General features: G+C 59.5%; 9 protein-coding genes. 5 read left to right on the top strand and 4 right to left on the bottom strand.

Annotated features, from left to right (window positions below):
* The first annotated feature begins 263 nt into the window (after positions 1-263).
* Entirely contained in the window at positions 264-1,442 is a 1,179-nt protein-coding gene (locus L0H65_RS09990) for a glycoside hydrolase domain-containing protein (RefSeq protein ID WP_301458729.1), read from the top strand.
* 9 nt (positions 1,443-1,451) lie between these two features.
* Here the strand turns inward: L0H65_RS09990 and L0H65_RS09985 are convergent, their stop codons facing one another.
* Both L0H65_RS09985 and L0H65_RS09980 read right to left on the bottom strand, forming a co-directional pair.
* A complete protein-coding gene (locus L0H65_RS09985; RefSeq protein WP_301458728.1) occupies positions 1,452-2,156 on the bottom strand; it encodes a helix-turn-helix domain-containing protein in 705 nt (234 codons plus the stop codon).
* Complete coding sequence (locus L0H65_RS09980; protein ID WP_301458727.1) at positions 2,128-2,433, bottom strand: hypothetical protein; 306 nt, start codon at positions 2,431-2,433, stop codon at positions 2,128-2,130. The genes L0H65_RS09985 and L0H65_RS09980 overlap by 29 nt, the downstream gene beginning before the upstream one ends.
* Positions 2,434-2,628: 195 nt before the next feature.
* Between L0H65_RS09980 and L0H65_RS09975 the strand changes: the two genes are divergently transcribed.
* The 4 genes from L0H65_RS09975 (at position 2,629) to L0H65_RS09960 (ending at position 6,442) form a co-directional block, all read left to right on the top strand.
* A complete protein-coding gene (locus L0H65_RS09975) occupies positions 2,629-3,105 on the top strand; it encodes a hypothetical protein (protein ID WP_301458726.1) in 477 nt (158 codons plus the stop codon).
* A 125-nt stretch (positions 3,106-3,230) separates the two neighbouring features.
* A complete protein-coding gene (locus L0H65_RS09970) occupies positions 3,231-3,866 on the top strand; it encodes a ribonuclease HII (protein WP_301458725.1) in 636 nt (211 codons plus the stop codon).
* An 88-nt stretch (positions 3,867-3,954) separates the two neighbouring features.
* Entirely contained in the window at positions 3,955-5,073 is a 1,119-nt protein-coding gene (locus tag L0H65_RS09965) for a site-specific DNA-methyltransferase (protein ID WP_301458724.1), read from the top strand.
* A 241-nt stretch (positions 5,074-5,314) separates the two neighbouring features.
* Entirely contained in the window at positions 5,315-6,442 is a 1,128-nt protein-coding gene (locus L0H65_RS09960; protein ID WP_301458723.1) for a class I SAM-dependent methyltransferase, read from the top strand.
* Here L0H65_RS09960 and L0H65_RS09955 read toward each other — a convergent pair.
* Complete coding sequence (locus L0H65_RS09955; protein WP_301458722.1) at positions 6,409-7,548, bottom strand: alkane 1-monooxygenase; 1,140 nt, start codon at positions 7,546-7,548, stop codon at positions 6,409-6,411. The two genes, L0H65_RS09960 and L0H65_RS09955, sit on opposite strands and share 34 nt — an antisense overlap.
* Positions 7,549-7,595: 47 nt before the next feature.
* Positions 7,596-8,107 (bottom strand): NUDIX domain-containing protein (locus tag L0H65_RS09950; RefSeq protein ID WP_301458721.1); only part of this gene is annotated, 512 nt, incomplete at its 5' end.

Raw genomic sequence — 8,107 nt, 5'->3', positions numbered from 1 at the left:
CAAATTGCTTTTGCGTTCCACTTTACGTGTGTGGGGGCGGCACCGCCCCCGCCCGGCTGCATGGCGTCCAACTGCGGGAGGACTGAATGTCGTGCGCGCCTGCCGCCCCGGGTCTATTTCACGCGGGCGCTCCGGTCGGCGACGGTGTTCAGCTTGTTCCGGTCCATACCGGGCGATTTCGCCGAACGGATGCGACATGATGCAAACTTTCCGACGACCTGCTATGCTGTGCCGGTTCATTCCGTCGAAGGTTCATTATACAGATGACTATCTGTCTTTCCCTTTGTCTCTTTCTGCTGGCGGGTCTTGCATCGGCGCAAACCCGGCCCGCGATCATCGACACCTCGGTCGATACCCGTCCCTATTTGCGGTCGCTGTCCGGCTCTGGAGTGCAGGTGGTTGCACGGTATCTCGCGCGCTGCAAGCAACCCATCGCAGGGCTGGAAAGCAAACGGCTGATTGATCAAGGCCCGCGCAGCGATCCGCAAAGCGAGGTGTCGCAATTGCTGGCCAACCGCTTCGCGATCCTTTCGGTGTATCAGTTCTATAACGGCTCGACGGCGAAGCTTTTCGGCAAGGTTGGTGATGCCTCTTTGCCGGATACCAATTGCAACGCAGCCCCGCCGGGTGGGCGCAGCGCGGATGCTGAGGCGGCTTTGGATGCCGCCGCCGCGATTTCCCAGGCCCGCACCTTGGGTCAACCGCAGGGGTCGGCAATCTATTTCGGGATGGATTTCGAGTATGATCCAACGTCCGACGGCGGCGAAATCGAACGCCGCATCATCGCCTATTTCACCGAAATCAACCGCCAGCTTCGCGCCGCAGGCTACCGCGTCGGGGCGTATGGCAACGGCTACGTCCTCAATATGTTGCTGGGCCGAAAACTGGCGGAGTTCGCATGGATTTCGGCCTCCGCCTCCTTTCATGAGACGAGCAAGTTCTATTCCTCCGGCAAATGGACGCTGTTTCAGCATGAGGTGGATACCGAATGGTTCGGGGAGCCTGCGGGCAATGGGTGCAGTCGGGGTTTGATCCTCGATGCCGATGTCCAGAATCCGCTTGGCGCTGACAGCTATGCCGGGTTCTGGAATGCGCAGGGCAAATTCAGCATCAATCCGGTTTTCAATGAGGTGATCGCAAATGATCGCCGCTTTGTCTGCAATGGCAATGCTGTTGTTCTGCGCTCGGAAACCTCAAAATCAACCGATGTGACCGATGCGCGGGCTTGCAAAACCGGCAAGGCAGTGGTGATCCCCCCTGTTGCAGGCTATTCTTATGCGGTCGCCATCGGCGAACAGGCCGGAAAAATGGTCGCCGTCGATGTCGACGATGACGGCAGCTTTGACGGCTGGACCGAGATTGCTAACCTGACGGAGGATTTTCGCAGCAAGCCGGAATGGATCGGTGCGACCGCGAAACGCAAGGCCGCGAAATGCAATTGACACGCGGCGTCACATCATCCGGATCACATCCTTGCCGACAGCTAAAACATAGCCACGCCGCGCGATGGTTTTGACCAGAAGTTCGCTCACCAACTGGTTGCCCAAAGCATCGCGCAGGCGTTTGATGCGCGTTGCCCCTGCCGCTTCGTCGCAATCGGCGGCGTTGCGGCCGGAAATTACACCTTCGATCTGCGAACCGGTCATCACATCATCATCCATCCGCGCCTCTGCCAGCACGGACAGCGTCTCAATCGCGGCTTCGGTCAGCTTGAACTCCAGATCGTTGATATAAACCGCCAGACTTTCTCGGCTGATCAACAGCGATGACACCTGAATCCCTGATCGCTGGATCGCCGAAATGCGCCGGTTCAGCGCGACAATCGTGACCAGAAACACCAATGCCGCCACCATCAACGCAGTGGCAAAGATCAGCAGCACAAAGATCACGACGCGGTAACTGGCCAACACATCGGAAAACGCGGTGCCGGACTGGGCCAAAATCTCCAGCAGCTTGATTTCGGCCCCGGTCGTCAGCCTGTCATTTTCTACGAACAGCCGCTCGACCCGCGCGTTGAATGCGTTGGCATCGGGCAGGTTCAGGAACAAAAACACCGCAGCACCAAACAGGATCAGCACAATCGCCGTGATTCCGCCGGCAACCACCCGGTTGCCCGCACGCAAACTGTCAGAAGCGGAGGAAGTATTCGCCTGCACTGGCTTTCCTTTCTGCAAGACCTTCGGGACCGAAAACCGACAGAACATGCAGCAACGTCCACCCGGCCCCTGCCAGACGCGGGCGAATCGCATTTGAAGCAGCACTGATCGAACAGGCCGCGTCCGGCACCTCGGCAACACCGTAATGCAGACGAAGCGGATTGTCCTGCTTTGCCTTGTAATCGGCATAGCAATCGGCATGTGCAACGCCAGCGACGGCTAGGCTGACCAGCACTGCGCCAATCAGCGGTCGAAGCGTCGAATGGGTCCATCTCACGGCATGATCCTCCTGATCTGCGGGTTCCGGCCAATCTGCGCGTCTGCGTCCTGATATTCAATATCAAGCGCCGCTGGTGCCTTCGTTATCCCATAGCAGCACCGCGATATTGTTTGGCAGAGGGGCATTGAGGGAAGGTTGCTTATCACCCCCGGCACGGTTCCCCTGCTGGCCCCACCCGAGAAGGAAACTGACATGACCTTGATGAAAACTCCCGCCGTGCGGCGCTTCATCGGAACCGTCGCGGCGGCGGCGATGACCCTCGCCCTGATGACCGTCGCTGCCGTTCCGGCGCGTGCAAACGGTCGCAGCGATGATTTCGCCAAAGCAGCCGCAGCCGTTGCCGCCATCGTAATCATCGGTTCCGCGCTGAATGACCGGCACGGCTCCAGGCGCCAGGATGCGACGCCGCCACGCTACCAACCTGATTATCCGCGCCGCCCGCATCATTCGCGCTTGTCCCCACTTCCGGCGCGTTGCGCGGTGGAAGTGCGGGGCCGTCGGCATAATTCGGTCGCTTATCCAGAAAACTGCTTGCGCCGCAACGGGGTCGACCGCCACCTGCCGCGTCGTTGTGAAGTGGCGATCAGCGGGCGTCGGGGCAATCGCAGCGCCTATGAACAGAATTGCCTGCTGAATTCCGGCTTCAGCCTTCCGCGTCGTCGGCGTTGACGGCGGGCAAGGCTGCGCGGTTACCCCCGTGATGCGTAGCCAAACTCGGGCGGAGGGTAGAGCAGCCTCCGTCCGCTTTTCCTTTCGCACTGGTCTTTTCGTGCCGGATGCATTCTGGTCGCACGATGAAAACAATTCCAGATGACAGCTTTGAATCTGCCGCCCGCGCTCGCGGCGCGCTGCGGATTGCCGGTGTGGATGAGGTGGGGCGAGGTCCGCTCGCCGGGCCGGTTACGGCGGCGGCGGTGCGGTTGCTTCCGGGTGCCATTCCGCCGGGTCTTGCTGACAGCAAGGCACTGACGGCGCGGCGGCGTGATGCGTTGTTCGATCTGATCATGGCGCAAGCTGAGGTTTCCATCGCCCATGCCACGGTGGCGGAGATTGATGCGATCAACATCCTGCGCGCCAGTCATCTGGCAATGGTGCGCGCTTTGCAGGGATTGGCGAACCCGCCCGACTATGCGTTGATCGACGGAAACCTCTTGCCGCAGGACATGCCCTGCGGCGCTCAGGCCATTGTCAAAGGCGATGCGCGATGTTTGTCCATCGCTGCCGCCTCGATAGTTGCAAAAGTGACACGCGATCGCCTGATGGCAGGCTTGGCGCAACAACATCCGGGCTATGGGTGGGAGAGGAACGCCGGATACCCGACAAAAGAGCATCACTCCGCGCTCCTAAATCTTGGGGTGACCCCGCATCATAGACGTTCGTTCAAACCCGTACACAATATCTTGTATCAAGTAAAATCTGTAACCCGTTGATTCAATAAAGAATTTGACGGCGAATCACGAATGACTCATCTTTGACCTCAACAAGACGACGCAAAATGCGCGGGACACAGAGGCAGAGATGACGATCAAGACGAAAATGCCGGAGGCAGCTTCGCTGCCGCTGAACCAGATACTTGCGGGCGACTGCATTGAGGTGATGAACAGCCTGCCCTCCGGCTCGGTTGATCTGATTTTCGCTGACCCTCCGTATAATTTGCAGTTGAAGGGCGATCTTCATCGCCCCGACAACTCAAAGGTGGATGCGGTCGATGACCACTGGGACCAGTTTTCCAGCTTTGCGAAATACGACCAGTTCACTCAGGGCTGGCTGGCGGCCGCGAAACGGCTGTTGAAACCGAACGGCGCGATTTGGGTAATCGGTTCGTACCACAACATTTTTAGGGTCGGCGCGACCTTGCAGGACCAAGGGTTCTGGTTGTTGAATGATGTGGTCTGGCGCAAGTCGAACCCGATGCCGAATTTCCGTGGCAAACGTCTGACCAACGCGCATGAAACGCTGATCTGGGCCAGCCGGGATGAAGGCGCGAAATACACTTTCAACTACGAGGCGCTGAAATCGCTGAATGAAGGGGTGCAGATGCGGTCGGACTGGGTGTTGCCAATCTGCACCGGGCATGAACGGTTGAAGGATGAGGCGGGCGACAAGGCGCATCCGACGCAGAAGCCGGAGAGCCTGCTGCATCGCGTGTTGATCGCGACGACAAATCCCGGTGATGTCGTTCTCGACCCGTTCTTCGGCACCGGAACCACAGGGGCCGTGGCAAAAATGCTTGGCCGTGATTTCATCGGGATTGAGCGCGAGGATGCCTACCGCGCGGTGGCCGAAAAGCGCATCGCCAAGGTGCGGAAATTTGATGCTTCGGCGCTGGAGATCACCGGCTCCAAACGTGCTGAACCGCGCGTCCCCTTCGGACAGGTGGTGGAGCGTGGCATGCTGCGACCGGGAGAAGAGCTTTACTCCATCGGCAGCCGTTTCAAGGCCAAGGTGCGCGCCGATGGCACGCTGATCGGCAATGATGTGAAGGGGTCTATCCATCAGGTAGGCGCGGCGTTGGAGGGCGCACCGAGCTGCAACGGCTGGACCTATTGGCATTTCAAGCGTGACGGCAAGATGGTGTCAATTGACATCCTGCGCCAACAGATCCGGGCGGAAATGGACGAGAGCCGCCCGCACTGACCCACGCAGAATTTGAAGTTTACCGCCTGTGTCGGGGGCCGCCCCTGGCACCACTTTCCCGCCATGCTTGCATGGCGGGATTTTTTCGGCTTAGGCTGCTCCCATAGCCGGAATCGCGGCCCGCCCTTCATACCCCAATACGATTTCGCAGACGCAGCCATCACGCTTTCTGACATGAATGCACCGAAACACCATAGATTCCGATTGTGAGAGTGTCCCCGGATTGACAGGAATTCCCTTCATGCGCGCAATTTCGGTAACGCAGAAGCACTGGATGGATTTTGAAGCGGCGCTCGGTCCTCTCGTCGGGCAACTGGAGGCGCAATTGCTGCGGGAACGCGGGCGTTCGCGCGGGTTGTCGGTATTGCTCGATCATTTTGATCGCCAAATCCGCGGTTTTGACGTTGGATTGTCGCAGATGGAACGAATGATGCGACGTGCCGCGTCACCCGACCAAAGCAAAGCAGGCGGCGTAGCTACGGGTCACGAATTGCGCGGTTTGCGGGTGCGGTTGGGCTTGTTGCAGCAAGTGTCTGGGTTGCTGCATCAAGTCGCGAAAGCCAAGGCGCGCGCCTTGTATCCGGCGCTGTGCGATGGGGTCGATATCGGCTCGGCGCAGCTTGGTCAGTTGGATCGCACCGTGTTGCGGCTGCAATTGATGCTGAACGCCGGGCCGCAATCACCGGACGCGCAGGCCTATGGCTGCTATGCCGATATCGCGCTCAGCGGCTCGGCTTTTGCCCGTCATGCCCACGCCGCACTGCGCGTTGCCTGGGCGCAGAACCGCCCGCGCCCGTTGCGGTTTGTCGATGTCGGCTGTGGCGGCGGCATGAAGGTTTTGCAAGCGGCGGAGTTTTTCGAACACGCCGACGGCTTTGATTTCGATCACGCCTATGTCGGTGCGGCGCAGCGCGCCCTGCGCCAGATGCAGGCCGTTCGTTGCAATGTGTTTCACGACAACGCCCTGACCCACGGGGAGTATGCCCGCTATGACATCATCTATTTCTATCAGCCGATGAATGTCGGCGGCGAAGGTGGAGGCCTTGAATCGTTGGAAAGCCGGATCGCGGAGCAGGCGCGGCCCGGAACCATCCTGATTGCGCCTTATCTGCGGTTTCTGAACCGCTTTGAGGCTTTGAATTGCGGGCGTGTGCAGGAGGCAATTTTTCTGACCCAGACCTCACAAGCGGAGGCGGAAAAGCTGCGCCGCCGTGCGGAACGGACCGGCCCGCAGCTATTGCACCCCGATCAGAAGGTCCGGACCGAAGGCATCGCATGGCTTGAACCGCTGATCCGCGCCATCGGGGATAATGGCTATGTTCTGGACGGGGCGCCTCATCGTGGGCTGGGGTTTACGCCCTTGTTATAAGCGTGCCAGTCGGTGATATCGGGGTAATACTTGCGCCGCCACAGGCGCACACGCGGGTTCATGATGCGCTTGAACAAGGGCGGGACCATCGCCGCCGTGGTCATGATCGGATAGCCATGCGGAAGCTGGGGTGCATCGTCATCGGTATAGGTTTGCAGCAAGGGAAAGCGCCGATCCGGTTTGTAATGATGATCGGAGTGTCGTTGCAGGTTGATCAGCAGCCAGTTCGACGCCTTATAATCGGCGTTCCAGGAATGTCTGGGCAACACATGCTCATATTTCCCGTCGCCGAGATGGCGGCGGGTCAGCCCGTAATGCTCAACATAATTGACCAGTTCCAACTGCCAGATCGCGACGAAAGCCTGGTACATGAACAGCAACAGACCGACCCAACCGCCAATGATCAACGCCAGCAACAGCATCGCCAGTTGCAACGCGCCGTAACGCCAGAACGGGTTGGAACGGTCGGTCGCGGGCAGATTGCGCCGTGCCAGCATCGCCTTCTCCGCCTTCCAACTCGACCGCGCCGATTGCCGCAAAACCCGTGGGAAAAAGCGGTGGAAGCCTTCGTTATAGCGCGCTGTCACCGGGTCGCGCGGGGTGCCGACGTAAAGGTGATGCACGCGCAAATGCTCTGACCGGAAATGGGAATAGAGCACGGAGGCCAGCAACAGATCGCCCAGCCAACGCTCATACCTCGGCTTTTGGTGCATGAGTTCATGTGCGTAGGTGATGCCGATGGTGCCGGAAATCACACCCATGCCGAAAAAGATGCCGATGGATTCCCAGATGCCGAGATGGCTTGCGCGCGGAACATACCACAGCAACCACAGGAGCAAGCCGAACTGCACCGGAAACCACAGCAGGGTAATGGCACGATACCAGAAAAGCCCGTCCTCAGGTGTTTCGAGGTCGGGGTTGTCGTGGTTTTGCCCCACGACAATATCCAGCACCGTGAACAGCCCCCATGAGGTGACGGGGATCAGCAACACGGTCCAGCCACCAACCAGCGCGCCGAAGATGGCGACAGGAACCAGCGCCAGCGACAGCCAGAACGGCAGCGCCTGATTCAATCGGGTCACATCGGCGATAGGGGTTGTTGTCATGCGGCACCTTTTTGATCAGCGCATGTTGTCGGGTGGCCACCACGCGGTCAACGCGGCAAAAGCGCCAAAGACGCAAGGTCATAGGCCTTGCGCATCATTGTGGGCAGGTATTCAGGGTTAACCGGTTGAAATACTCCGTGATCAGGGAGGGACGTGGTGGTCGCCGCCAGAATATTCAGGACCGCGTGAAAATGGGTGAAGGTGTGGCGTACCTCCCCCACCTCTTGCCAGTTTGCGGTCACAGGTGCCGAAGTATGCGCGGTTTTTCCGTCCCAGCCCGTGCCGGGAAAACCGGGCATTCCGCCCAGCAAACCCTTGTCTGGGCGCCGTTCCAATAGCCACCCGCCGCTCGGGTGACGGGCAAGCCAAAGCGTGCCATGGCGTGTTGGTTTCGTCGGTTTCGCTGTCTTGCGTGGCAGGGTGGCCTGGACGCCTTGCGCCTGCGCCTTGCAAAAGGCTCGCAGTGGGCAAATGCCACAGGCCGGGTTGCGCGGCGTGCAAATTGTCGCACCAAGGTCCATAACCGCCTGGGCATAGTCGCCGGGTCTATGCTTTGGTG

Source organism: Pseudorhodobacter sp. (assembly GCF_030452865.1).
In the GTDB taxonomy this organism is placed as follows: Bacteria; Pseudomonadota; Alphaproteobacteria; order Rhodobacterales; family Rhodobacteraceae; genus Pseudorhodobacter.
This window is presented reverse-complemented; position numbering and strand designations above follow the sequence as displayed.